The 23,753-nt window shown below is 63.0% G+C and carries 25 protein-coding genes; 1 reads left to right on the forward strand and 24 read right to left on the reverse strand.

Annotated elements, in window-relative coordinates; genetic code table 11:
* The 24 genes from QZ511_RS10985 to QZ511_RS11100 form a co-directional block, all read right to left on the reverse strand.
* On the reverse strand, positions 1-261 hold a 261-nt coding region (locus QZ511_RS10985), incomplete at its 3' end, for an SDR family NAD(P)-dependent oxidoreductase (protein ID WP_295802362.1).
* Positions 262-717 carry a hotdog family protein gene (locus tag QZ511_RS10990; protein ID WP_295802363.1) on the reverse strand — a complete coding sequence of 152 codons (456 nt, stop codon included), beginning with the start codon at positions 715-717 and terminating at the stop codon, positions 262-264.
* A complete protein-coding gene (locus tag QZ511_RS10995; protein WP_295802364.1) occupies positions 717-1,901 on the reverse strand; it encodes a beta-ketoacyl-ACP synthase in 1,185 nt (394 codons plus the stop codon). Before QZ511_RS10995 ends, QZ511_RS10990 begins: the two co-directional genes overlap by 1 nt.
* Positions 1,902-1,928: 27 nt before the next feature.
* The gene (locus tag QZ511_RS11000; protein ID WP_295802365.1) at positions 1,929-3,158 is read right to left on the reverse strand and encodes an NAD(P)/FAD-dependent oxidoreductase; all 1,230 of its coding nucleotides are present in this window, start codon (positions 3,156-3,158) and stop codon (positions 1,929-1,931) included.
* Positions 3,155-5,479 carry an MMPL family transporter gene (locus QZ511_RS11005; protein WP_295802366.1) on the reverse strand — a complete coding sequence of 775 codons (2,325 nt, stop codon included), beginning with the start codon at positions 5,477-5,479 and terminating at the stop codon, positions 3,155-3,157. Before QZ511_RS11005 ends, QZ511_RS11000 begins: the two co-directional genes overlap by 4 nt.
* 13 nt (positions 5,480-5,492) lie before the next feature.
* Positions 5,493-6,158 (reverse strand): outer membrane lipoprotein carrier protein LolA, encoded by a 666-nt coding sequence (locus QZ511_RS11010; RefSeq protein WP_295802367.1) that lies wholly within the window; start codon positions 6,156-6,158, stop codon positions 5,493-5,495.
* Complete coding sequence (locus QZ511_RS11015; RefSeq protein WP_295802368.1) at positions 6,155-6,589, reverse strand: thioesterase family protein; 435 nt, start codon at positions 6,587-6,589, stop codon at positions 6,155-6,157. The genes QZ511_RS11010 and QZ511_RS11015 overlap by 4 nt, the downstream gene beginning before the upstream one ends.
* A gap of 5 nt (positions 6,590-6,594) precedes the next feature.
* Positions 6,595-8,157 carry a histidine ammonia-lyase gene (locus QZ511_RS11020; RefSeq protein ID WP_295802369.1) on the reverse strand — a complete coding sequence of 521 codons (1,563 nt, stop codon included), beginning with the start codon at positions 8,155-8,157 and terminating at the stop codon, positions 6,595-6,597.
* On the reverse strand, positions 8,154-9,080 hold the full coding sequence (locus QZ511_RS11025; RefSeq protein WP_295802370.1) for a hypothetical protein: 927 nt from the start codon (positions 9,078-9,080) through the stop codon (positions 8,154-8,156). Before QZ511_RS11025 ends, QZ511_RS11020 begins: the two co-directional genes overlap by 4 nt.
* Positions 9,077-9,832, reverse strand: a complete 756-nt coding sequence (locus QZ511_RS11030; protein ID WP_295802371.1) for a glycosyltransferase family 2 protein — start codon at positions 9,830-9,832, stop codon at positions 9,077-9,079. The genes QZ511_RS11025 and QZ511_RS11030 overlap by 4 nt, the downstream gene beginning before the upstream one ends.
* Complete coding sequence (locus tag QZ511_RS11035) at positions 9,825-11,585, reverse strand: AMP-binding protein (protein ID WP_295802372.1); 1,761 nt, start codon at positions 11,583-11,585, stop codon at positions 9,825-9,827. Before QZ511_RS11035 ends, QZ511_RS11030 begins: the two co-directional genes overlap by 8 nt.
* A 3-nt stretch (positions 11,586-11,588) precedes the next feature.
* Positions 11,589-12,182 (reverse strand): hypothetical protein, encoded by a 594-nt coding sequence (locus QZ511_RS11040; RefSeq protein WP_295802373.1) that lies wholly within the window; start codon positions 12,180-12,182, stop codon positions 11,589-11,591.
* Positions 12,179-12,433, reverse strand: a complete 255-nt coding sequence (locus QZ511_RS11045; protein WP_295802374.1) for an acyl carrier protein — start codon at positions 12,431-12,433, stop codon at positions 12,179-12,181. Before QZ511_RS11045 ends, QZ511_RS11040 begins: the two co-directional genes overlap by 4 nt.
* A 12-nt stretch (positions 12,434-12,445) precedes the next feature.
* Positions 12,446-12,706, reverse strand: a complete 261-nt coding sequence (locus QZ511_RS11050) for a phosphopantetheine-binding protein (RefSeq protein ID WP_295802375.1) — start codon at positions 12,704-12,706, stop codon at positions 12,446-12,448.
* Positions 12,703-13,497, reverse strand: a complete 795-nt coding sequence (locus QZ511_RS11055) for a 1-acyl-sn-glycerol-3-phosphate acyltransferase (protein WP_295802376.1) — start codon at positions 13,495-13,497, stop codon at positions 12,703-12,705. Before QZ511_RS11055 ends, QZ511_RS11050 begins: the two co-directional genes overlap by 4 nt.
* A 1-nt stretch (position 13,498) precedes the next feature.
* Positions 13,499-14,233, reverse strand: a complete 735-nt coding sequence (locus tag QZ511_RS11060; protein WP_295802377.1) for a beta-ketoacyl synthase chain length factor — start codon at positions 14,231-14,233, stop codon at positions 13,499-13,501.
* A gap of 235 nt (positions 14,234-14,468) precedes the next feature.
* Positions 14,469-16,118, reverse strand: a complete 1,650-nt coding sequence (locus tag QZ511_RS11065; RefSeq protein ID WP_295802378.1) for a M28 family metallopeptidase — start codon at positions 16,116-16,118, stop codon at positions 14,469-14,471.
* 73 nt (positions 16,119-16,191) lie between these two features.
* Positions 16,192-17,088 carry a hypothetical protein gene (locus QZ511_RS11070; RefSeq protein ID WP_295802379.1) on the reverse strand — a complete coding sequence of 299 codons (897 nt, stop codon included), beginning with the start codon at positions 17,086-17,088 and terminating at the stop codon, positions 16,192-16,194.
* A gap of 20 nt (positions 17,089-17,108) precedes the next feature.
* Positions 17,109-17,519 (reverse strand): ACT domain-containing protein, encoded by a 411-nt coding sequence (locus QZ511_RS11075; protein WP_295802380.1) that lies wholly within the window; start codon positions 17,517-17,519, stop codon positions 17,109-17,111.
* 15 nt (positions 17,520-17,534) lie between these two features.
* Entirely contained in the window at positions 17,535-18,452 is a 918-nt protein-coding gene (locus QZ511_RS11080; RefSeq protein ID WP_295802381.1) for a hypothetical protein, read from the reverse strand.
* 9 nt (positions 18,453-18,461) lie between these two features.
* Positions 18,462-19,004: a hypothetical protein gene (locus QZ511_RS11085; protein WP_295802382.1), complete on the reverse strand. Its 543-nt coding sequence runs from the start codon at positions 19,002-19,004 to the stop codon at positions 18,462-18,464.
* Between the two features lie 243 nt (positions 19,005-19,247).
* A complete protein-coding gene (locus QZ511_RS11090) occupies positions 19,248-20,474 on the reverse strand; it encodes a hypothetical protein (protein WP_295802383.1) in 1,227 nt (408 codons plus the stop codon).
* 151 nt (positions 20,475-20,625) lie between these two features.
* A complete protein-coding gene (locus tag QZ511_RS11095) occupies positions 20,626-21,300 on the reverse strand; it encodes a thiol:disulfide interchange protein DsbA/DsbL (RefSeq protein WP_295802384.1) in 675 nt (224 codons plus the stop codon).
* Positions 21,301-21,505: 205 nt separating this feature from the next.
* Complete coding sequence (locus QZ511_RS11100) at positions 21,506-22,156, reverse strand: c-type cytochrome (protein ID WP_295802385.1); 651 nt, start codon at positions 22,154-22,156, stop codon at positions 21,506-21,508.
* 210 nt (positions 22,157-22,366) lie between these two features.
* Between QZ511_RS11100 and yihA the strand changes: the two genes are divergently transcribed.
* Positions 22,367-23,032: a ribosome biogenesis GTP-binding protein YihA/YsxC gene (gene yihA, locus QZ511_RS11105; protein ID WP_295802386.1), complete on the forward strand. Its 666-nt coding sequence runs from the start codon at positions 22,367-22,369 to the stop codon at positions 23,030-23,032.
* The last annotated feature ends 721 nt before the right edge of the window (positions 23,033-23,753 follow it).

Here is a 23,753-nt window from a genome sequence, read left to right on the forward strand (position 1 = left end):
GTTGGCGACCACACCGTAGTAGGCGCCGTGGGCCTCGACGTCCTGCTCCAGCGCGCTGCGCGCCGCGTCGCGGTCAACGATATCGAACTGCAGAATGCGGCTCTCACGCCCCAGCGCGGCGATCTCTGCCGCGACCTGCTCGGCTTCCTCCCGACGACTGCGACAGTGCAGCACGATATTGAACCCGTCTTTTGCCAGCCGCAGGGCGATTGCGCGCCCGATACCGCGGCTGGAACCGGTAACCAGTACCCATTCAGACATTCAGCGTTTTTCCTTCAGATATTCTTCGATGTTGTCCGGCTGATACACGTTCAGCCGCGCCACCTGTTCGGTGCCCTCTCCGTTGAGGCGGCACTCGAAGGTGGCCATGCCGTTGTCCGCCTGCAGCAGGCGCTCCACCGCGATCTGCAGTTCGCTACCGCAGTCAAAAGCCGCCACATTGGTGGTGAAGTGGCGGGTGCCCAGCAGGAACCCCAGCTCCACCGGCTTGCCCGCCTCGCGGGCGTGGTAACCGGAAAATGCGGCCACCGCCTGCGCCATATATTCAATGCCCACATAGGCGGGCACGCGGCCGCCGCGGCTGAAAATACCGTCGTCGCGCACGGTGAGCCTCGCCCGCAGGGTTTCCTCGGCCACTGCCAGCACTTCGTCCAGCAGGGACATATCGCCGCTGTGGGGCACCAGCTCCTCGGCGGTATAGGAATGAATGTTTTGCATCAGCTTCCCAGAATCAGTGAGCAGTTGCTGCCGCCAAAGGCGAAGGAATTGCTCATCACATATCGCGGTGCGGCTCCCGTGCCGGTATCGACACCGGGTATGGCCGCTCGCACCAGCTGCAGCGGTGGCAGCTGTGCATCGTAGTCGTCGTCATTGCAGTGCGGCGGCAACTGCCCGCGGGTCAGGGCCAGCCAGCAGAAGGCCGCTTCCAGTGCGCCGGCGGCTCCCAGGGTATGGCCGGTCATGGGCTTGGTGGAGGAACAGGGGGTGTGTTCCCCCAGTACCCGGCTCACTGCCAGGGCCTCCATCACATCGTTCTGCGGTGTGCCGGTGCCGTGCAGGTTCAGGTAGCCGATATCGGCTACATTCAGCCCCGCGTCCGCCAGTGCGCCGCGCATGGCCGCCTCGGCGCCGCGGCCCTCGGGATCGGGGGCCGACATGTGGTGCGCATCGGAACTGGCCGCAACCCCGCACAGGCGCACCGGGCCCGGTTCCCGGCTCATGATAAACATGGCCCCGGCTTCACCCAAGTTGATGCCGTCGCGCGCAGCGCTGAACGGCCGGGTGTGGCCCGCGCTGAGGGCGCCGAGGCCGTTGAAACCGGTGACCGTCATCCCGCACAGGGTATCCACCCCTCCCACCACCACGGCGTCGCACACATTCCCCGCCAGCAGGCGGCGCGCGCTGGCGAAGGCATTGGCGCTGGAGGAACAGGCGGTGGACACGGTGATCCGCGGCCCCTGCAGCGCCAGATAGCGGGCGACATATTCTGCCAGTGCCGCCATCTGTTGTTGATAGCGGTAGCGATAATTTTTGCCGGACCCGATCTCCCCCTGTTCCCCCAGCCGCTGTTCGCCGCTGGCAATGCCGGAGGTAGAGGTACCCATCACCACGCCGATACGGTCGCTGCCAAAGCGCGCCTTCAGGTCGCCCAGCGGCCCTTCCAGTCCACTCGCCACCAGCTGTGCCAGGCGGTTGTTGCGGCAGTCGTACTCCGCCAGCGCCGCGGGCACCTGCGGCAATTCAGACGCGATCACGCCGAAGCGGCTGTGGTCCGGGCCCAGCCAGCGGCTGCCCCGCTGCATGGCGGAGACATCGCCGCAAAACAGGCGCTCGGCAACGGCGTCTTCATCGCTGCCGAGGGCGCAGGCCAGGCGCATGTGATTGAGGTAGTAATCGGGCATAAGCTTTGGTTCACGCGTTGTTGGCGGTTACGCCGGTGCGCAGATCTCCGCGAGGGTTTTCAGGCGGCGCTCGGCGCTCGCCACATAGGGGTTGTCCTTGTCCCAGGCGTAGCCCGCGAGAATCGAACAGATCATGCGTTTGATATCCGGCTGCGGCCTGGGGTGGAAAATCACATCCTGGAAAGTGCCCTGGTACCAGGCTGTGACGTATACCTTGAATACATCCACACCGGCTTTCAGCGGCGCGGCAAAATCCGTTTGCCAGTCCACCACTTCCCCGCGCAGCTGGCGGTCAAGGCAGTCGCTGGCGAGCGCTGCGGATTTCATCGCGATGGTGACACCGGAGGAGAACACCGGGTCGAGGAATTCGCCGGCGTTGCCCAGCAGGGCGAAGCCGGGGCCGGTGAGGGATGTCACATCGCTGGAATAGCCGCTGATGCGCTGCACCGGGGTGTCGAATTCGGCATGGGCCAGGGTGTTGGCCAGTTGCGGCGCCGCGGCCACCGCCGCGCGCAGGATTTCCTGCGGGCTCTCGCCCAGGGCGGCAATCTTGTGGCGCTCACCCACCACTCCCAGGGAGGCGCGCCCGCCGGCGAACGGGATCAGCCAGTACCAGATGTCCCGCTGCTCGGGGTGAACGGTAATCAGGATCTTGTCGCGGTCGAATGCGGGATCGTCAATATTGTCCTGCACGTGGGTGAACACGGATTCCCGCGCCGGAAAATCCGACGGCCGATCCAGCGCCAGCAGCCGCGGCAGCACGCGGCCGAAACCGCTGGCATCCAGCACAAAGCGCCCCTCAAAGGCCACCTGCTCGCCATCGCACTCGGCAATCAGGCGGGATTTTTCCGCGCCGATATCCGCCGACACGATGGTGTGGCGGTAATAGATTTCCGCGCCGTGCTTTTGCGCCTCGTCCGCCAGCAGCTTGTCAAAACGCGCGCGCTGCACCTGGAAGGTGGTGCCGTGGCCGGGGGAAAACTTGTCGGTAAAATCAAACGCGGTGCGCGCACCATCCCACTCGAAGGCGGCGCCGTTCTTGAACTGGAAGCCCGCCTGCTGCACCGCCTCCAGCATGCCCGCCTGTTCGATAAATTCCATGCACTGGGGCAACAGGCTTTCGCCGATGGAAAAACGCGGGAATTCCTGCCGCTCGATCACCGCCACCTTCCAGCCCTTCTGCACCAGCAGCGCACTGGCGATGGCCCCGGAAGGACCGGCACCTATGATCAATACATCCGCATGGCATTCCTTCACCGGTTACCTCCAAAAATACTCGTTGAAAAATACAGCCCGGCCAACAGCAGGGTGGTGACCGTGCCCACCGCCAGGGTAAATCCGAAATCCGCGATCGCCGGCGTCTGTGACAGTGCCAGCAGGCCAAAGCTCAGCAGTGTGGTCACCCCCGCAAGAGCAATGGCCAGCAGCGTGTAGCTCGCCTCGCTGCGCCGGGAAAAATATCCGAACACCGCGTAGTCCACGCCGATACCAAACACCAGCAGCAGCGCGGCCACGTGAAACAGGTTGATTCCCGGGCTGGTAATGGCGGCCACCGCAAATGCCGCCGATACCGATGCCAGCGGCAGCGCGGCGATCCCCAGCGCGGCGCGCCAGCCGGTGCGCAAGGCAATCACCAGGGTGGCGATCAACAGGATCGCCGGCAACAACAGCAGCAACTGGTCGCGCTGTTTGCCCAGCACTTCGGCAATCGCCCGGGGCGGGTTGCGGTAGCTCACGCCCTCGAGGCCCTCCGTCAGGGCCTCACCGGCAAATGCGTTTTGTACGCCGAACAGTCGCACCAGCGAGCTGCACTGGCCCTGCTGTTCGCCCGGGCCGCACCCCAACCACAGTTCGCGCTGGGATGCCGGTAGCTGCTCCAGCCAGTGACCGAATTCAATCCTAGCCAGCGGTCGCTGCAGGTCCCCGGTGATCCGTATGGTTTCGCCCTGACCGTAACCCAGCTGGCGGTAAAACCCGGCTACCGTGTCGGAGCCATAAAATTCCTGTAACAGCTGCCGGTCCTGCAACTGCACCTGACGCGGCGGCATGCGCTCGCTCACCGCATCAAATCCGTTCAGGCGTCCGGCATCCACCGCTGTCGCCAGGCGATCGCCCAGCGCGTACTCCCGCTGCAGTACCTGTTCGATGCTGTCGCCCCGCACCAGGAAATAGGAAGACGCGGGGCGTACCGGCAACAGCCGGTTCAACTGCTGCTCATCCGCACGCAGGAACTCCGGCGGGGTGTAAAACAGACTGAGGTTGCTGGCCGGCTTGGCCACCCAGATACCGCCGAGGCCGCCAGCAGTGAGCAGCACCACGGCCGCGGAATAAACCCAGCGCGGCGCGGGCGGAAAATAGCGGGAAAAATCCAGCGGCCGCGGGCGCACCTTCAACAGCGCCGGGAACAACAGCACCACCGTGAGCCAGGCGCCGAGCAGGCCAAAGCCGACAAAAACCCCCATCTGCTGCAGCAGCGGAAAAGGCGTCAGAGCCAGGGCAAAAAAAGCCAGGCAACTGGACAGCAGGCCGAGCAACAGGCCGGGCATGATGTCGCGGTCAAGGGCCTGCTGTTCCGTGGAATTGCCGCCGCGCAAACGATTGCAGACAAAGTGGAAGGCGTAATCGATCGCCAGCCCGGTCACGGTGGTGCCGAACACAAATGCCAGGATATGCATCTGCCCCAGCAGCGCGATCACCGCGGCGGTACCGGCAGCGATGCCGCTGCCGATGGCAAACAGCGACACCAGCAGCGGTCGCAGCGAGCGGAACGTCAGCAGCGACAGCAGACAGATGGCGAGTACCGACAGACCACCGATCAGGCGGATTTCCCGCTGTGCACCGGCGGCGGCGTATTCCGAGTGCAGCGGTGCACCGGCCACCAGCAGGGTCAGCCCGCGCTGCGCCGCCCACTGCTGCAACGACCGGCGCAATTCGAGCAGCGGCTGGCGAATGCTGCCGCGCATGTCCATGGGGGCGGCCACGCTGCGCAGCAGGGTGAAGTTCTGCTGCGCCGACGCGTACACCGGAATATCGTCCACCAGCGCTGCGACATTGTCGGCAACTGCGGCACCCTCGGCAGTGAGGAAATTCTGCAGGGTGAGAAACGGATCGCGCGCGAAATCCAGCGGCGCACCGGCACTCTGCGGGCTGTAGACAAACGACAGCTGCTGTTGCACCGCAGCCTGAGGATCCCGCTGCAGCTTTGCGCGGTCACTGCGGGTCAGCAGTTGCCCGCGCAGCGGGGTGAGAAATTCCCAGAAGGCAGCGCGCTCTGCGTCATTTGCCCAGCGGTAGGTTACGTCTTGCACCTGATTACTGGCTGCAATTTTTTCTGCCAGCTGTGCGGTGACCACTGCCAGTGTGTCGGTGTCACTTTGTGGACCGACAAGCACCCACACCAGGCTCTGCTGGAACTGCCGGTTGGCGCGCTTGACCGCGGCCGCATCCGGCAACGACGCCAGCTCGTCCTGGGCCAGTGCCACGATATCCGTCTGCAGCCAGTGGTCGCTGTAATTCAGTTTTGCCGCCACCCCGAGGGTAACGGAAAGCAGCAACCAGAGCGCAATTCGCAGTTTCATCTCGATAGCGCGCTCAGTTGGGGCGGAATTCCGCCAGCAGTTGCGGGTCCTGCGCGGCGACATCCTGCATGTTCAGCAGCTCGATTTCGGTCACGGCCTGGTTGCCTTCCAGCAGGCGGATGCGATGCACGGTATCGGTACCGAACAGTTCGATAACCTTGAGGTATTTCTGCAGGCGCGGAGAGCGCGGCTGCAGGGAAATTTTCCAGGAGTTCTTTTCCAGGTCGGCGTCTGCGGTTTCGATGTAGCCGGCGTCGACATAGAACATCTGCTGCAGCGCGGCAAAGTCGCCGCGCAGGATATGCATCATCGGTTCGCCCATATGACGGGCGAAGGCGCTGCCGCCACTGTCACCCTGGCCCTTTCCCATTATGCGGTGGGAGGACACCGGCGCTTTGGTGTGCCAACTGATGCCGTGCTGCTGCGACAGCGCGATCACACCGCTGGACTGCAGCGGCCTCGGCAGGTTCGGCAGGATTTTTTTCTGGCGGAATTCACCGAGCATTTGCGCGGGCTGTTGCAGCTGCACGGAAATGCTCTGCAGCGCCGCCTGACTCAGTTGTTCGCGGCGGATTTCCGTTTCACTGGCCGGCGCAGCCGCCTGCTGTTCCGCGGCAATTGCGGAAGGCATGAACAGGACACAGGACAGCAGCGCGGCACTTGCGAGCAGAATTTTCATTGCGCCAGCCCCAGCTTCTGTAACAGCACCGGTGGTGAGGCAAACTGCATCTCGCCACTGTGCATATCTACCGCCACCTGCATGGTGTGGCCCTTGGTCAGGCGCTCACCGCTGTCACGGTCGAACACCTGGTACACCACCTTGAGACGGTTTTCGTATTCCGCCACCTGCGCGCGGATCTTTACCCACTGGCCGAAGCGCAGCGGTTTCACGTAGCGCACGTGCAGGTCGATCACCGGCCAGGCATAGCCGGAATCGCGCATCTGGCGATAGTTGTAATCCAGCTGGTCGAACAGCACACAGCGCGCGATCTCGAAGTATTTCACGTAGTGGCCGTGCCAGGCGATTTCCATCATGTCCACATCGTGGAACGGCACCTGCAGTTCTGTTTCCGCACTCCAGTGGTCGGGAATATTGCGTTTGGAACCCATGGCAATTACCCGCCCTGGTACAGGCGCCAGTGGCGCTGCTGGATCAGCGCAACAAAGTTGCGCAGGTCCGGCTCCAGTTCGCGGTCCTGCTCCAGCAGTTCAAACGACGCGCCCACCTGTTGCAGAGTGGTCTGGATACCACTGGACAGGGTCACGTGCTCTACCTCGCCGTTGCGCAGGCGCAGCTGCACCCCCTGCCAGGACATCATCAGCGCCGCCGCAGCCACCTGTTCGGTCAACTGCAGAACGCGGATACAGTCCCGCGCGGCAATGGTGCCCATGCTCACCTTGTCCTGGTTGTGGCATTCGGTGGAGCGGGAGAACACGCTCGCCGGCATGGTCTGCTTGAGCGCTTCCGCGGTCCAGGCACTGGCACCGATCTGCACCGCCTTGAAACCGTGGTTCAGCGGGCGGCGCTCGCCGGTGGCGCCGGTGAGGTTGGCCGGCAAGCCGTGGTTGAACTTGATATCCGCGAGCTGGGCGATCTGGCGATCCAGCAGGTCGGCGAGGTTGGCCACCGCGTTTTTCAGGCTGTCCATGGCAAACGCGATATGACCGCCGTAGAAGTGGCCACCGTGCAGTACCTGCTCGTGTTCGCCATCGATGATGGGGTTGTCGTTGGCGCTGTTCAGTTCGTTCTCGATAAACTGGCGCAACCACGGCAGCGAGTCCTGGGCGACGCCGATCACGTGCGGCGCACAGCGCAGGGAATAGCGGTCCTGCAGGCGGCTGCTCTGGCGCGGCGCATCGCCCACGTTCAGGTCGTCGTGGATCCAGCGCGCGATCTGGTTCTGTCCCGGGTGCGGCTTGACCGCGAACAGGGCATTGTCGAAATGGTAGGCATTGCCCTGCAGGGCGACGCTCATCAGTGCGGTAATGCGCGCGCTCAGTTGGCACAGGTATTCCGCGCGGCTGAACGCCAGGCACGCGAGGCCGGTCATGGCGGCGGTGCCGTTCATGATCGCCAGGCCCTCTTTCGGGCGCAGCTTCAGCGGTGCTATGTCCAGCTCCGCAAACACTTCCGCGGTGGGGCGCTGCTCGCCCCGGTACCAGACCCTGCGCTCGCCGGCGAGCACCGCGGCCACGTAGGATAGCGGCGTCAGGTCACCACTGGCACCGACGCTGCCCTCCTGGGGAATCACCGGAATTATGTCTTTCTGCAACAGCAGCTCCAGCTGTTGCAGCAGTACGTAGCGCACGCCGGAACTGCCGCGGGCAAGGCTCGCCATGCGCGCGCCGACAATCGCGCGGCTCTGCTCCAGGGTGAACACATCACCGAGCCCGCAACCGTGGAAGGTGTACAGGTGGCGCGGGAGCTCTTCCACCAGGTCGCCGGGAATATTCACCGAACAGGAATCCCCGTAGCCGGTGGTCACCCCGTAAATCACCCCTTCCTGCTGCCACAGCTGATCGAGGAACTGCACGCCCTTTTCGATACGCGATATAAACTGTTCGTCGGTAGAAAGTTTTACTTCCGCTTTGCCACGGGCGATGGCGGTGATCTGCTCGACGCTGAGTGCTGAGCCATCGAACAGGACCGGCGTACGCTGCATAACTGCGCTGTTCATAAAGCCTGATTCCAGAAGGGGTAAAAGTTGTACCACTGCAGGGGAGCCTTGCTGCAATAGTGTTCCAGGCGCTCCGCGTAGAGCGCGATCAGTTCGCGAATATGGCCTTCGCGATTGCCCCGCTGCATAACCACTTTGTCGCAGAGCTTTTCAAAATAAATGTCGTAGCCGCTGTCGCTGCGCAGGCAGAACAGGGTGTATACCGGGCAGCGCAGCAGCGCGCCGAGAATATAGGGCCCCTGGGGGAAAGCCGCCTCGCGACCGAGAAATTCTGCCGCGCAGGTGCGGCCCACCGAATTGACCGGGGTGCGGTCACCAACGATCACCACAAACTCGCCCCGCTCCACCGATTCCGACAACTGCATCGCCAGCGCCGGGGAAATTTCCGTGACTTGGGTCAGGCGCAACTGGCTGCTGGGGTTGAGCATTTTCATCATGCGATTGAATTTTTTCGCATGCTTGGTGTGCACCAGCACATTCACCTTCATGCTGGAGTGGAAACTGCCCAGTGCACGGCACACTTCCAGGTTGCCGAGATGCGATCCGATCAGGATGCCGCCGCGGCCCTCCTGTCCCAGCCGATGCAGATCCTGCTGGTTGGGAAAATTCATGCAGCTGCGGGGAATACCCACAAACCAGGCCTCGAGTTTTTCCCGCGCACTGTCGGCAAAATTGAGAAAAATGCGAAACGCGGTATACCAGTCTGCGCGGATGCCGCTTTCGGGATAGCGCGCGGAAAAGCGCTGCAGGTATTCAACAATCGAGCGCCGCCCGGCGCCGTTTTTCAGAAAGTAGCACAGCACCACAGGATACACCGCGATCTTGAACGCGATGGGCCCGAGGCGGTGGTGCAGCAGGAACAGGAATTTGATCCCCAGATAAAAACCCTGCTCGCGGTAGCGGGACCAGTGCAGTGCGCTCACGACGACACCTGCGAGGTATTTTTGCGGAAGGCATGGATGCGCAGCAACCGTGCCAGCATGCCGAAAAACAACCGGGTGTGCATCGCGGAGATCAGCATATTGTCTTCAAAGCCGCGGAAGTGGGATACGCCGTCTACCGGATAGCGCACCTTGACCGGCAACTGCACCAGGCCGTAGCGGCGCCAGTGCCAGCGCACCAGTATTTCCGGGTCGAAATCCATACGGTCGCCGGTGAACTCCTCATCCAGCAACGCCACGGTCTGCCGCAGCGGATAGCTGCGCAGGCCACACATGGAATCGCGGATTTCCAGCGAAAGGGAATTGATCCACACCCATACATGAGTGAGGTAGCGGGCGATAAAGCGACCCAGGGGTACCGACTCGTCGTACACCGGATAGCCGCAGATCAGCGCAGCCGGATTGGCGGCGCTCTGCTGCAGGAATTGGGGGATGTCGTCCGGGTTGTGCTGGCCGTCCGCATCCACCTGGATGCCGTGGCTGTAGCCGAGTTTCAGTGCCTCGCGCAAACCGCTTTTTACCGCCGCACCCTTGCCGCCATTGGTTTCCCGCACCACCAGGTGCAGCCAGTCCGCTTGTGACCCGGCGAGCTGTTGCAGGGTCTCGCGACAGGGCGTGTCGCTGCCGTCGTCCACCAGCACGCAGGGTAGGCCGAAGCCGCGCAGGGATTCCAGCGTGCTGCCGATAGCGCCCTCGTGGTTGTACACGGGGATAACGAAACAGGGGTTAGTCATGGCGGAAACTCACCCGACCACTGCTGAATTCGTCCGCTTGCCAGAAAAAGCGATAGCTCAGGCGCTGCTTGTCGCGATCGAATGCCAGCTCCAGCTCCGCCTGTTCCTGCGGCACCAGCAGCTGTTTGAATTTGATGTTTTCCATCCCGGAAAATTCACCGGGCACCTGCAGCAACTGTCGCGCGAAGTGCACCGCCCAGTCGATCTGCACCACCCCCGGCACCACCGGCGCATCGGCAAAATGTCCCGGCAGGCACGGCAGGTCGCCGGGAATCCGCAGGGAAACCCGGGCGCGCTGCACCGAGGCGTCGTCCCCGTCCAGCAGCCTGGATGCGGTGACTTGCGGGAGCATTGCCTGCGGGGTGTCCCGCCCGTCGGTATCGAGGTTGGAATCAAACTGTTGCATCAACAATTCTCTCGGGCTCTTGCCCTGTTGGTTGACCGGCATGGCGCTGACAAACCGCCAGGAGCGCGGTAGTGCCACCCCCTCCAGGTCCGGCGCCAGCCACTGGCGCAGGTCCCGCACCAGCGCGGACTTGCCGCGGTTTTGCAGCTGCGCGCGGCCGCTGTCCGTCGGCACTACCACGGCACCCAACAGATCCCGCGTCCGCCGCGCCCCTTTGGGCAGCACCAGCACCCTGGCCTGGTGGATACAGGGGTTGTCCTGCAGCAGCCGTTCTACCTGGGTCAGTGAAATACGTTTTTCTTCGATCTTGGCAATCTGATCCGCACGCCCCTGCAGCTCGAAACGCTCGCCCTGTATCCGTGCGCGATCCTGGCTGGCAAACTCGCCAGCAATCCACGGTGAACGCACCTGCAGCAGGTTGGTATCACTCAGGCGGAGCGCTACCCCGCTGAGCGGCGTCCACTGCACGTTGCCATCCCGCTGGCTGCGCCAGGCAATGCCACCGGTTTCGGTACTGCCGTAAATTTCCGTCGGCCAGTGTCCGCTGAGTTCGGCAATCGCCGCCGCGTCTTCCGCGGCAAGCGGACCGCCGGAGGAAAAAATCGCCGCCAGGCTCTGGCCACTGGCCCAGGGCCAGGACAAATTGCGACGGCTCAATTGTGCCGGACTCGCCACCCAGATCGCCGGCGTGAACTGTTCGGCATCCCGCAATAGTGCCGCCACATCCACATAGGTGCGGCTGACAAAGGCGCGTCCGCTGTGCAGCGGCCACAACAGTTTGAACAGCAGACCGTAAATATGCTGGTGGCTGACGGTGGCCAGGACGCGGGCATCACCGATCTGTTCACCCCACTGCCGCTGTTGTGCCGCCAGTTCCGCAAGCAGTTGTACCAGGGTTTTATCGATTCGCTGGGGCTCGCCGCTGCTGCCGGAGGTAAACAGTTGCAGCTCGCCGGTAAAACGCTCCGGCGGTTCTGCAGAGATCGCGGAGGAATCGGCGGGCCGAAACTGCAGGTGTACAGCCTGCCCTGCCGCTGCCTGCGGCCACTCCCCCAACCAAACTTGCACATCGCCCAGTGCGTTAACCGTGCTGCGCTTGTTGTTGGCGGGAATCACCAGTTTGAAATTGCGCGCCAGTGCGGCAAAAAACCACACGCAGAATGCGTAGCTGTCGCTGCAATAAAGTGCGGCGACAGCTCGCGGGTCGCGGATGTCCAGTGCTTGCAGGCGTGTGCAGGCGCAGGCCAGGTCGCGCTTGAAGGTCTTGAAATTGATGCGGCTGCCATCGGCTGCGATACACAGCAGCGCATCGTCATCGCGATAGCCGAACACCTGTTGCCACTGCATGAGTTACGCAGCCTCTTTGCCGGCCGCGGCGGATGCGTTCGCCCGCACTTTCCGTCGCACCAGCCATTCGCCGGTGAGCAGCGCGCCCATCAACAGGTAAGCGATCATACCGTTGTACAGAGTCCACACTTCCAGGTCACCGTTCAACGCGGTTGCCGCGGCTACCGCCCCGTTGAGCACGAAGAAACCGCACCACACCTGGGTCACGCGGCGGGTATAGCGGACCCCACTGGGGGGCAGATCCGGCTCGCGCACACGCGCCAGGCGTTCGATCAGGCTCCGGGGCTGGGTGAGACTGAAGGCAAAAATACCCAGCATCACCAGGTTTACCAGCACCGGATACCACAACAGTCCGGTGCTGTCGCCGCGCAGCCAGCTGGCCGCGGCAATCACTACCAGGATCGCCGCCAGCGCGCCGGCACCGAGGCGGCCACCGGCGGCATTTTTTTGCGCGGGCATCAGTAACAGGCGCAGGCCGGCCACCGCCAGCAGCATTGCCAGCAGATAGCCGAGGGACAGAAACTGAATGCCGAAGTACACCGCAAACGGATAGGCGGCAACCACCAGCACCAGTATGACCTGCGCCAGTCTGGTCACCCTTCCGCCACCACCTTTTCGATAGCGGTGACCACGTCACCCACGGTGCGCACGCTCTTGAACTCTTCCGGCGCAATCTTTTTGCCGGTCAGCTCTTTAAGGCGCACGATCAGGTCCACCGCATCGATGCTGTCGATATCCAGGTCATCGGACAGGTGCGCATCTTCGCGCACGTCTTCCGCGTCCACTTCGAACATCTCCACCAGGATTTCCCGCAGCTTGGAAAAAATTGCTTCTCTGTTCTCAAACATCGTCAATGTCTCTTATGCGTTCTGGCTTTCTGCAACAAACTTGGCCAGATTGTTCACGCTGGCAAAATGCGTTTTGGTGTTTTCGTTTTCAGCGTCAATGCTGATGTTGTATTTTTTCTGCAGCGCCAGGCCCAGCTCCAGTGCATCGATGGAATCCAGTCCCAGCCCTTCACCGAACAGCGGCTCTTCCGCCTGGATATCTTCCGGGGTGACATCTTCAAGATTCAGTACATCGATAATCAGAACCTTGAGTTCTTCGACCAGGTTGCTCACGCCGCACACTCCTCAGTGAAATAGCTTTTTAATTGATTGGTAATTTTTCTCGCCGCCAGCGGCGTTTCCTGCAATTCCGCCACCGGAATCAGTTGCTTGCCCGCGGCCACGCTGAATTCGAAATGCGGGCGCGATGCCGGGATGCTGTACCAGGGGACATTTTTCATCAGCATCGGCGGATTGCAGCGAATGGTCACCAGGGTCGGCGCCACTTTCGCACGCAGTGCCATATAGGCTGCGCCGCGCTGCAGCCGCAGTGCCTTGCCGGGTACCGTACGCGTGCCCTCGGGGAACAACACCACACTTTCGCCCCGCTCCAGAGACGCCGCCGCCATGGCGATGATTTTCTCCGGGTCGTCATTGGGAATATACCCGGCAGTGGTCACCGCGCCACGCATAAACGGATTGCGGAACAGGCTCGCCTTGACGATGCAGTTGGCATTGGGAATCCGCGAAATCAGAAACACCACATCGATCAACGAGGGGTGATTGGCCAGCACCAGCTGCCCCGGCTTGCGCAATTGTTCCTCGCCATCGATGCGATAGGTGTAAATCCCGGTAACGTGCATAAAGCCGATAAAGGTGCGAAACGCATTCTGGATCATGTCCCGCGCCTTGCGCTGGCGCACCTGGGGATCGCGGTAAACCAGCTTGAGCGGTGGGAACAGCACAAACCGCAGTACCAGCCCCCCCAGCCCGAACAGGCTGAAGGCGCAGGCGGTGGCCAGCAGGCGCAGCCAGTATCGATCCTGACGTTTTACAGGCGGCGCCTGCAGCTGATGCCCGCTCATGTCAGTCGCGTCCCAAAGTCAGTTGCCAGCCCTGCCCCAGGGGCAGGCAGCCGCTGCCGTCGACCAGCGCGGCAATCAGCGGCAGCTGGTATTCGGACCGGGCAAAGGCGGAATCCGCGTCCGCCGGTGATCCGTTTTTCAGTTCCGCCGTATAACCCGCAGATTGTGTTGCGTCATTGATCGCCCGCAGGTGCAGGGTGGTGGCGCAGATCCGCTGTGGGCTTTCGGTGTTGTGCAGGTAGAGTTCGGGCAGCGGTTCTTCGTAAAACTGCAGCAACAGCTCCGGCACGCCTTCGGCGAGCATGCCGGTGGCTTCCAGCAAGCCGCTCAACAGCGGGAAATCGCCGCCCGCCAGCGCCATTGCCGGCGAGTGAATACCGAGGGAAATAGACAGCTGGCCGACGATGGCGTTGTGCACCGACAGACCGAACGCGGTCGGCGACAGGGGTTCACCGGCAGCAACATCCTGCAGCAGCGCGTAGGTTCGCCGGGCTTCGCCGTGCACCGAACAGCACAGCACCGGCATATCGCGGCCCGCCAGTAGAGGGTGTGCCGTGGCCATGGCCGCTTTCGACAGCGGGCTCAGGCGGCGGCGCTGCATTGCCGGCAAAAAGCTGACGTCGGCCACCCCCTCGTCGGCAAAGCCCAGTGCCCCTGCTCGCCAGCGCTGCCAGTCGGCAGGATCACTGACGCCGGGCGCCCAGGCGCGCCATGCGGAAATCGTGAATATTGGCACCAGCTAATCAATGGAGACGTGCCCCACCCCCCTCAATGACACAGGAGCCGGCGCTAGCCCTGGCTGCCGGCATCCCTGTTGGAATTTGTTGATTTATTTGGCGGGGAAACCTACCGCACCCACTTTTGCGGCCGGGAATGGTACACAAACTGACCAACCACTACCAGTTTCACATTCACGGTATGAACCAGGCCCGCGGTGACCGGACAGGCGCCCCCGGTTTATTGCGGTTGGTTTATTGCTGTCGGTACAGATCGCCGAAGAAATCCCCCCGGTTCCAGCGCGGCGCCCTGTCGCCGTCGGTCACTTCCCGCGCAATCACGTAATTTACTTCCGCGAACTGCTGAGCGGCCACGTAATTGACCTGTGAGTCCGCCTCATCCCCGGGGCTGTGGTAGCGCGTCTTGAGGAAATTCACCTGCGCCTCGGTGCCGTCGATATTGCTGTCGATCGCTTCGCGGCCGCTGATCAGGTAAATGGACGGCACCCCCCGGCGCACAAAACTGTAATGGTCGCTGCGCACGAAAATGACCTGCTCCGGCATCGGGTCGGGGCTCAGCTTGAGGCCCGCGCGCGCGGCCGCGTGCGCTGCGGTTTCGCCCAGGCTCGAGTGCTCGGCACCGAAGGCGATCACATCCCGGAACGGATACAGCAGCATCGGCATGTCGAGATTGATGTTGGCCACCAGGGACTTGGGCGGTACCGGCGGGTGCTGGGCGAAGTAATCGGAACCCAGCAGGCCCTCCTCTTCGCCGGTGACCGCCACAAACAGGATCGAACGCCGCGGCGCGCGACCGGACTCCACAAACAGCCGCGCCACTTCCAGCATCACCGCGATACCCGCGGCATTGTCCTGGGCACCGTTGTTGATCAGGTCGTGGTTGCCGCCGTCGCCCCCCGCGGGCCGGTCCATGCCGATATGGTCCAGGTGTGCGGAAAACACCACGTATTCGTCCCGCAGTCTGGGGTCCGCCCCCGGCAGCAGGCCGACCACGTTGGCACTGGCGATTTGTTCGTGCTCGGCGCCACTGGAGAGCGTGGCGCTGTAGGGTAGCGGGAAACCCTTCGGCACTAGGTGGTTTTCCATCTCGGTGAACACGGTGTCGAGGCTGCGCGGGGCGCCGATAAACAGCTGCTTGGCGGCGGGCATATCCAGCACCACCCCGGGGTGGAAGCCGCGGATGGCGTTGCCGGGAACGCCATCGGCGCGCAGCCAGTCAAATTGCGGATCGTTGATATGGGCGGCGGAGCGCGCAAACGGGCGGCGCGCCTCCCGCGCCGGGGTATTCAGCACGATATAGCCGACGGCGCCGTGGCGGGCCGCGGTTTCGCGCTTGGTGCGCCCGGAGGCATAGTGTGCGCCCACTTCGGTGGGCAACTGGCGCGGGCGCCCGTCCAGGACCACGGCAATCTTGCCCTGCAGGTCCAGCCCGGCGTAATCGTCGACGCCGTATTCCGGCGCTTCGATGCCGTAGCCGACAAAAACCAGCCCGGCGGAGACCGCGGTGTCCTCATCGGTGATGGGCGGGGCGGCGAAAAAGTCTTGGCCCGCGTCGAAACGGATATCGCCCTCCCGCCCGTGCAACTGAAAGGTGGCAGTGTGCTCGCCCCAGGTAGCGCGGCGGAATGGCACCTGCTGGAAATAATCGTCGCCGGTTATGGACTCAAGCCCCAGGCGCCTGAACTGGTCGGCCACATAGTCCGCGGCCTCGCGGTAACCGGCGCTGCCGGTCTGGCGCCCCGCCAGGGCGTCACTTGCCAGGTATTCCACATGGGCGCGGATGTTGTCGCTGTTGGCGCTGGGAATGGGGAAAAACAGGTTGCTACTGCAGGCAGCCAAAACGGCGCTCAGCACGCCACCGCCAATGATGCTGGTTATTTTCATGGTGACCCGGGACAGGCGAATTATCTGGACAATCGCGCCAGCTTATCACGATCCGCAGCGGGTACACGGTGGTTTAAGGCCGGCGCCGCTGTCCTGGCTGCGGCCGTATGACAACCCGCGGCGCCGAGAGGCTACCGGGGGGACCCTCGCCACCGGTTGGGGGCCGCTGCGGGTGGGGTTTCTGCGTTCGCCGGCGGCGGGCACCGGCTGTCGCACCGCGCATGCGCACAAAGCTGCTGGCAACCGCGCGTTCGACCAGCTCGTGTGCGCGGTCCGCGCAGAAGTCACCGTGGGCACCCAGCAGATGAATAAACGGCAGCTGTAGCAGGCGCTCGAAGTCCGCCGCCAGCCAGCGCTGGCTGTCTTCCTGTAGCGGGGTGGCGCGACGGCGCCAGGCCGACGACACCTGCATGCCGCGGTGCACGCCGCTGAATCGCAACAGCCACTTGCCGGCCCAGCTGCAGCTGTCCCAGCCGGCCCAGTACTGCAGCGCATCGCAGGTCAGCAGCAGTCCGCCGGACAGCGGCACCAGCAGTGCCGCCTCCGGTACATTGCTGTTGCTGAACTCGAACACCCGGCCGCCGCCAACCGGACAGGGTCCGCCGTCGCTGAGGGTCTCGTCTGCAGGGGGCAGTGGGTAGTGGTCCGAGTGCGGCTGGCGCCAGAAAAAGGCGTTGAAGCGGTCGCGGTAATACAGGTCGTCACAGCCGTGGTAGTAGCCCAGTCGAACCGCCTGGCGCACCCGCCCGAGGTCGCACAGCCGCTCCTCCTCGCGCCGGCGCAGGCGCACCGGGTTGACCAGTAGCAGGTCGTCGCCCGTGCGCACTATGCCCATATTGCGGTTGACCGTGATCCCGGGGGCAATGCGCGCGGTGCCCTTGACTACGTAGAAGTCTGGCAGCAGCTGCACAATGTGGCCGTGGGGCAACGGCGCGGGATAGGCGATGTGCATGGGAAAAGTGCGCAACACCCGGGATTCAGGGAATCAGTTCAACTGTACTGCAGGCGGTTGCTGATTCCGTTCAGCACCTGCATCGCAGACACCGTGTCCTCTTCCCGCACCAGGATGTGTTCGTGGCAGCGGGCGGAAACCATGCTCGCGTGCAACCCGGCTTCCGCCAGTGCCCTGACCACCGCGGCAGCCAGTCCGGGAACCGGTAGTTGCTGGGAACAATGCAGGGTGATCTGGCGGTAACTGCCATCCGATCGCAACCCCCGCTCCCTGGCGACGGCCGCGGGCAACAGGGCGCAGAGCCCCTCGCGCTCGCGGAACACGGACAGGCAGTCACCCAGCAGATCCTGCAACTGTGCTTCCTCCAGCGGGCACAGCGCCAGTTGCTGCCGGTTCAGAATCGGGGATAGACGCTGCAGTAAACGATCGATCTGTACTTGTGCGTTCATCGGTGGTGCTCGCTGTCAGTTGGGGGACCGGGATTTGTGTTTGCGGGGTTTTTCATCCCCCGTTTTGTGCGCTCCGTTACGCGGTTGCCGGGGCGGCGATTGGGGGGCGGGGCCAAACTCTTCCCCTTCGAATTCCGGTTCCCCCTCCGCCGGGGTGGTGTCCACCACGGTGGCGGCGCGCTGGGCTTCTATTTCCCAGGTGTCGAGGGCGCGGTCGATATCCTTTTCCAGCGCCATTTGCGGGAATTCCGGACAGGGAGCGTCTTTTTCCGGGTTGTGCCAACCGGACAGCGGCGCCACAAACACCACCAGGGACTTGTGCAGATAGTTGCGGCCGATGCTGGCCTCGGTCCAGGTGGTCTGCCAGGCGTACTTGCCCTTGACCGCGTAATCGCTCTCGTAGGATTTGAGTGTGAGGAAATAGGGGTACAGGCGACCGCCGCGGCAGACGATGCGCCGCTCGGTCTTGATGTTGGCCATCTGGGTATAGGGGTCGAAGTACCAGCGAATGTCGTAGCCGTAGGCAAAGTGCATGTCATCGCCGCGTTTGGCGAACGCGTAGGAGCGGCCGGTGCCGTCCGCATTCAGGCTCCACACATGCTGCGCCTCGCCATCCCGCGAGATCAGCCAGCTGCCCACCCACTGGTCCGCCTCCAGGCGGGACTGCACGTCCCAGCCGTCATACTGGGCGGGATCGGTGGTGCCCTTGTCGGCGTCGGGGGGTGTGGATTGTGGGTGGTCGGCGGCGGCAACACCGGGGCTCGCCAGCGGCAACCACGGGAGCGCCACTATCAATAGAGCCTTGAAGATAAAGCGTCGCTGCATCACAACCCCGCTCCGGATCCACCTACCTCGTCCCTGAAACTGGTTGCTGTCGACACTGCCGCCGGCGACACCCTCCCGGTGCGGCCGGCGCGCAATCGCTGCCTCCACCACCGGTATTCAGTTACCGGTGGCAGCGGTCTGCTCGGGGATGTCGCGATCCCCGTACAGGTTCGGGCACTCGGCACCGTGATTGGGGGTCTGCCAATCCGCCAGCCGGCGCTGGAACGCCAGGATACCGCCATTTTGCTGGCGCCAGTGGCGTCCGTCGATCACGTGGAAGTCTAGGGTCACCGGGCTCCAGCCGGTAAATTGCGCGTACACCATGCCGCTGTTGCAATGCAGGGTGCCGCCAGTGCGAATCCGCACGGTATCCCCGTCCATGCGCCAGGAAATGGCAAAGCCGTGGGTCAACTGGCCGTCGGCGCGAAAACCGTGGGCGTAACCGCTGCCATCGGATTTGAGCTGCCACACCAACTGTTCGTCGCCCTGGCCGACCACCAGCCAGTTGCCGACCCACTGTCTGGCGGCGGCCTGGTCCGGGGTCTGCTCCTGGGCAGAGGCGAACGCGGGGATCAGCAGGAACACCACAAACACGATGGCGTAGGCCTGCAGCAGGGAAAGGAGAACGGGGTGGAAGGACAACTGACGCAAATACTTCATGCGGCACTCTTCTCTGTTGGGTTCAACGACTGGCGGTTATTTGAACCGTCTAAATAAAAGCCTAGTCGTTAATCTCAACGGTGGCAGCAGATGCGACAAAATTCTTTGTTTTCGCGCCACGAGACACCAGTTATCCGGTTTGTAGCGGGTCCGGGCAACTGCCGTGGCACAGGTTCCAGTGCGGCGCCAACTTGAGTATTGCGCGGTAATTGCGGTGCCGGGGTTGCGCCCGGGAGGCCCGTCTCAGTCGCGGCGGGAGTGGCGCCGCAGCCCCCACCACAGCAGCCCTCCAAGGAGCAGCGCTGCGGCAAACAACAGCGCAGACCAGCCGTAGAGCCCCTGCTTCGGTGTCGGCTGCAGCGCCTCGCGGGCACGCAGCACCGCGGCCTGCAGGCGCTGGAATTTTTCGATCACTTCGTTGGACGGGGCCTCGCCCAGTATCGCTTCCCGCAACTCCCGCCACTGCTGGTCCAGCTGGTTCGCCAGCGGCGCGTCCCGCTCCTCCAGCGGCAGCCGCGCCGGGGCAAACCCCTCCCGCAGCGCCAGCATCAGCTGGTGGTAGGCGGTGGCGCTGTCGCCACCGCGGTAACTGGTCTGCGCCAGCTGGATCAGCCCCGCAGCCCGCGCCAGCGGGTGCTGCAGCCTGCGGGTGTATTCCGGATGGGCGCGCCACCAGATGAGTGCCGCCGCCGCTTCCTGTGGCAATTCCGAAGGCCGGGTTACGGCCAGCCCCGGCAGTGCCACCAGTGCCGGGTACTTCTCCGCCAGTGCCTGGGGCGGCGCCTGTGGTGGTGCCGAAAAGCCTGCAATCAGCACCGCCAGGGCCCAGCGCTGGCGACTGCTGAGATCGCCGTCGATGGCCTGCCCGTGGGCATCGTCCCTGGCGGGGTCGATGGTGTTGTACAGGTCGTAGAGACTGAACCGTGCCATGCGTTCACGGCTGTCCAGATCACTGCCGCCGGTGTTTGCCTGTTCCCCCCGGGCACCGTGACAGTGGCTGCAGCGCTCGCGGTACACCGCGGCCGCTTCATCCCCCTCCGGCAACAGCTCTAGCGGCGAGCGGGGCAACTGGTACAGCGCGGCAATGCGGTCGGCAGCCCCATTGGCGCGACGGCGCACGCGATCCGGGTCGGCGAGCTGCTCGATGGCATCGCTCAGTTCCGCGAGATTGGCGTCCAGCTGGCTGCGCCCGGGGCGCTCCGGCAGCTGCTGCAACAGCGTCCCGACCCGTTCCGCATAGCGGCGCAACTGGCGGTAGAGTTGCGGGTCCCGCACCGCACCGTCGGCCACCGCCTCCGGGTAGTCGACGGCGATAAACGACAGCAGGTTGATGGACCTGGCAGCCAGTTCCCGGGGGGCGTTCTGCTGTTCCGTCTGCGGGTCAACCTGCGGGTCGTCCTGTGCCCGGACACCGGTACAGCCGAGGGCGAACAGCAGCGCGCAGAGTGTGAGTTGGAAATATCTGGCCATGGATGGTTGGCAGTCGTTTTAACAGGCCTGCTTTTAGCGTAGCAGTCCGGTATCCGCGGCACGGGGCCGGAAAGCCGGGACAGCTTTGCGACGGGCAGATACAGAAAACCCCGCAATTGCGGGGTTTTCAATCAGCGGCTGCCCCTGGGGATCAGCCCTTTTCCGCGCGCTCTTTGGCGATCAGGAAGTCCACGGTATCCAGCATCATCTGCTGGGCATTGGACTTGCCCTTGTAGGCGGGGAAAGAGGTGCTCACGCGGTACTTGCCCGCCACCACCATTTCCGGGGTGCCGGACAGCTGGTAGGCGCGCTGCTTGGCCATGCCCTGCTTGACCTTGCTGTTTATGGCGAAGGAATTCATCAGTTTTACCGCTTTGGCGCCGTCGGCATCGTTGTCGTTGAACAGCGCGGCAATTGCAGCCTCATCCGGCTTCCACTCGCGGCCGTCGCGGGTAGCGAACATTTTGCGCTGCTGGGCGATGGCGCTGAACAGCGGGCCGTGCACCTGGTCCAGTACGCCCATGGCATCGGCGACATAGTAGAGGCGCGCGTGCACTTCCATCACCGGCTGCCAGATGGCGGGGACCTTCTTCAGGGCCACGTCCTGCGGCATGGTCTTCTGCCACTTCTTCAGCGGCGCCTCGAAGTGATAGCAGTGGCCGCAGCCATACCAGAACAGCTCGGTGACTTCGATCTTGCTGTCGTCGTCCTGGGATACTGCCTGCGGCAGTACCTGGTAGTGCTGCCCCTCGGCAATGGCATTGGTGTCCTGGGCGCAGGCTGCCAGGCTCAGCAGCATGGTGAAGAGTGCGGCGACGGCTCGCATAGTGTTGTACTCCAATCTTTTATTCTTGGTGCCGGCAATCTTGGCCGGGCGAAGGCGAAAAAGGTATCAGGATTTACTGTAGACCGCAGAAATTATTGAAGTTCCCGCTAGCCGGTGCAAGCCGCTGTCGACCAGCGGATGCAAAAAGGCCGGTCAATGACCGGCCTCCTGGCACCTAGTGCGGTTTTTCTGCTGCCTGACGGCATCAGTCGGTCAGGCCGGCCACGTAGTTGGCCACTGCCTTGATCTCGGCATCGGACAGCGGCTTGGCCACGCTGCGCATGATGCGATTGTCACCGTCGTTGGCGCGGGTACCGGCGCGGAAGGCTTTCAGCTGCTTTTCCACGTATTCGGCGTACTGGCCGGAAAGCCGCGGGTAGCCCGCGGGCGCGTTGCCCTTGCCGGTGGGAGAGTGACAGCCCATACAGGCGGGCACATTGCTGGCGCTGTTGCCGGCGCGGAAGATTTCGCGGCCGAGTGCCAGGCCATCCACATTGTCACCGTTGTTCAGCATCACGGAGAACGCTTCGGAACCGGACAGCTGGATATTCTGGCTGGCGAAGTAGGCGGCGATGTCCGCCAGATCCTGGTCGCTCATGTTGTCGAGCTGGCCAACCATCTCCGGCACCTGGCGCGCGCCGCTCTTGATATCGTGCATCTGCTTGAGCAGGTACTTCTCACCCAGGCCGGCAATCTTCGGAAAAGTCGGGGCCGGGCTGTTGCCGTCAGCGCCGTGACAGGCGGCGCAGGCCGCAGCCTTGGCCTGTCCTGCGCTGGCGTCACCGGCGGCGTGCGCCATCTGCGCTGCTGCTACCATCCCCAAAGCCAGAGCGGCCTTTTTTATAATGCTGTTCATACGTCGTCCTGTTGCGCGCTGAAGTTATGCATCCGATCCGCGCTGTCATGAACGATCGGTTCAACCGACCAGTCCAACCGGCGACAGCGCGAGACACCTGCGGCTCTCAGGCCTCGATTCCGCTGTTCAAAACGGATTCGGCCAAACCATAGGTGCCTGAAACCGCGGCATTATATACTTGCGCGCCATTCGAGTGTACCGGGAAGGTCTATGTCTGAATCCAATGTAGAACGAATCAACTATCGCCGCGCCGAGTTTCTGATCAGCGCGCCGACGGTGACGGAATGTCCGGATGATTCCGGCGCCGAAGTGGCCTTTGCCGGACGCTCCAACGCGGGCAAATCCAGCGCCATCAATGCCCTGACCGGCAACAACAAGCTGGCGCGCACCTCCAAGACACCAGGCCGCACCCAGTTGATCAACTTCTTCCGGGTGGGCGATAACCAGCGCCTGGTGGACCTGCCCGGTTACGGCTACGCCAGGGTGGCGCGCTCGATGAAGGACGAGTGGCAGCGCAACCTGGCGTTCTACCTGGAGCAGCGCCGCTGCCTCAGGGGACTGATCCTGCTGATGGATATCCGCCAGCCGCTGAAGGAGTTTGACCTGCACATGCTGACCTGGGCGGTGGAGTCCGGCCTGCCTGCACATATCCTGCTCACCAAGGCCGACAAACTGAAGAACGGCCCCGCCAACAACACCCGCTTTGCGGTGGAAAAGGCCCTGAAGGAACAGCAACTGGACCGCGGCGTAACGGTACAGATCTTCTCCGCGACCAAGGGCAAGGGACTGGATAAACTGGAAAAACGGCTGAATACCTGGCTGGCACTGCCACAGCAGGGGGAAGGCGAGTCAGAAGAGGCGCCGCTGGACGACTAGATTCCGCCAGTTTTGGGCTAGACTGAAGTTATGAAACGGCGCGAATAGCCACACCCGCAACAAGCGGGCAAAAAAAAGCCGGCAGATTGCAGCTGCCGGCCAGGGGTCAGTGCCCTTGGGGATGGGCACTTGGGAGGCGCGCCCAGGGGGACGGGCACGCCTTTGGGTTCTCACCCAAATTCCACTACATCCGATGTATTGCGTTCAGTACAAAGACTAAGCTGGACGGTGATGGTTCCCCACAATTTTTCCAGCGATCGGATGCCGCAACTCTATCCCACCATTCGCTTTTCTGCGGGCAAAAAATTCTGGTTATGAGACTTTTGTCGTCGGATCACTTAAAAAAGTCGTTCGGCGCTCAAAAAACCGGCAACCGCTGTACAAATAGCAGGCAGCGGACAATTTTCACTGGACAGGAAGTGCGGGCAAATACACCGGACAAAAAAAAGCCCCGAAGGGGGTAGCTCGGGGCGAGGGGCTTCTGACTAAGCTTTCGGGGGATGATGTTGCAATTCAACGATCTTGCTTAGTTAGAGGGACCTATCTGCCAGAGGTTCCCCGGATTGCGAAAAAATTTTAAAAATTTTCTGATCCGGATAGAACACCTCGAATCTCTCCGCGAAGGTGGCGATACCGGGTGCAGGCTTGTGAGACCTTCGAAAACAGGGACGTTTTCGAAGAGCCCCCAGGGATGGGTTCACGGCGTGTCTCACAAGCCTGC

Origin of the sequence: uncultured Microbulbifer sp. (assembly GCF_913055755.1) — a bacterium.
GTDB lineage: Bacteria > Pseudomonadota > Gammaproteobacteria > Pseudomonadales > Cellvibrionaceae > Microbulbifer.

Coding starts and splice junctions, on each gene's coding strand:
- QZ511_RS11045 (WP_295802374.1), bottom strand. CDS start 12,433: ATGTTTGAGAACAGAGAAGCAATTTTTTCCAAGCTGCGGGAAATCCTG.
- QZ511_RS11055 (WP_295802376.1), bottom strand. CDS start 13,497: ATGAGCGGGCATCAGCTGCAGGCGCCGCCTGTAAAACGTCAGGATCGA.
- QZ511_RS11065 (WP_295802378.1), bottom strand. CDS start 16,118: ATGAAAATAACCAGCATCATTGGCGGTGGCGTGCTGAGCGCCGTTTTG.
- QZ511_RS11100 (WP_295802385.1), bottom strand. CDS start 22,156: ATGAACAGCATTATAAAAAAGGCCGCTCTGGCTTTGGGGATGGTAGCA.
- QZ511_RS11095 (WP_295802384.1), bottom strand. CDS start 21,300: ATGCGAGCCGTCGCCGCACTCTTCACCATGCTGCTGAGCCTGGCAGCC.
- QZ511_RS11085 (WP_295802382.1), bottom strand. CDS start 19,004: ATGAAGTATTTGCGTCAGTTGTCCTTCCACCCCGTTCTCCTTTCCCTG.
- QZ511_RS10990 (WP_295802363.1), bottom strand. CDS start 717: ATGCAAAACATTCATTCCTATACCGCCGAGGAGCTGGTGCCCCACAGC.
- yihA (WP_295802386.1), top strand. CDS start 22,367: ATGTCTGAATCCAATGTAGAACGAATCAACTATCGCCGCGCCGAGTTT.
- QZ511_RS11015 (WP_295802368.1), bottom strand. CDS start 6,589: ATGGGTTCCAAACGCAATATTCCCGACCACTGGAGTGCGGAAACAGAA.
- QZ511_RS11090 (WP_295802383.1), bottom strand. CDS start 20,474: ATGGCCAGATATTTCCAACTCACACTCTGCGCGCTGCTGTTCGCCCTC.
- QZ511_RS11010 (WP_295802367.1), bottom strand. CDS start 6,158: ATGAAAATTCTGCTCGCAAGTGCCGCGCTGCTGTCCTGTGTCCTGTTC.
- QZ511_RS10995 (WP_295802364.1), bottom strand. CDS start 1,901: ATGCCCGATTACTACCTCAATCACATGCGCCTGGCCTGCGCCCTCGGC.
- QZ511_RS11020 (WP_295802369.1), bottom strand. CDS start 8,157: ATGAACAGCGCAGTTATGCAGCGTACGCCGGTCCTGTTCGATGGCTCA.
- QZ511_RS11005 (WP_295802366.1), bottom strand. CDS start 5,479: ATGAAACTGCGAATTGCGCTCTGGTTGCTGCTTTCCGTTACCCTCGGG.
- QZ511_RS11075 (WP_295802380.1), bottom strand. CDS start 17,519: ATGAACGCACAAGTACAGATCGATCGTTTACTGCAGCGTCTATCCCCG.
- QZ511_RS11030 (WP_295802371.1), bottom strand. CDS start 9,832: ATGACTAACCCCTGTTTCGTTATCCCCGTGTACAACCACGAGGGCGCT.
- QZ511_RS11035 (WP_295802372.1), bottom strand. CDS start 11,585: ATGCAGTGGCAACAGGTGTTCGGCTATCGCGATGACGATGCGCTGCTG.